Source organism: Flavobacterium orientale, assembly GCF_014638005.1.
GTDB lineage: Bacteria > Bacteroidota > Bacteroidia > Flavobacteriales > Flavobacteriaceae > Flavobacterium > Flavobacterium orientale.
In genome coordinates this window covers 1-580 of record NZ_BMFG01000043.1, presented here as the reverse complement: position 1 = coordinate 580, position 580 = coordinate 1, and the positions used below count along the sequence as shown (strand labels likewise).

Genomic DNA, 580 nt, shown 5'->3' with positions numbered 1-580 from the left:
ACTTTAACCAGTATCAATCAAACTTTACGTGGCGATTTCCGTTTATCACCATTACCTGCGGGTACCAATATCACGGGTTATACTTTCTTTGTTAAGAATTTATCTACGGGTGCTGAACGTGAGGTAGTCACCTCTAATTATATATTCCAATTAGGATTTTCTGATATTGCACAATATGCCACTACTTATGAAATACAAGTAGCGATTCGCATCAACCAACAGTGGATGCCTTATGGTCCTATTTGTTTGGTTACGACACCGGGACTACCTACTACCACTTTGGCAAATTCGTCATGTGGAGCACAGTTGGTTTCTATGAATAATATTATCCGTGCCGTTGGGGTACAATCCGCTGCACAATATGAATATGAAATAGCTTTGATTGAAGATGAGGCTGTAGTGGCTACTACCTCTGTTTTCACTAATGGTCCTTCTTTTAACTTGACTTTAATTACCGATCCTACTTTCCCAATTAAATTAGGAGCTGAGTATCGTGTACGTGTAAAAGCAGAAGTACCAACTCCTTCGGGATTACAATGGTCTCCTAATTTTGGAGCAGCTTGTTCGGTGTTTAGTCCGA

General features: G+C 40.0%; 1 protein-coding gene. It reads left to right on the top strand.

Annotation, left to right across the window (positions count from 1 at the left end; all coding sequences use genetic code 11):
* A partial coding sequence (locus IEV15_RS14555; RefSeq protein WP_188363264.1) for a hypothetical protein occupies positions 1–580 on the top strand: 580 nt, incomplete at both ends.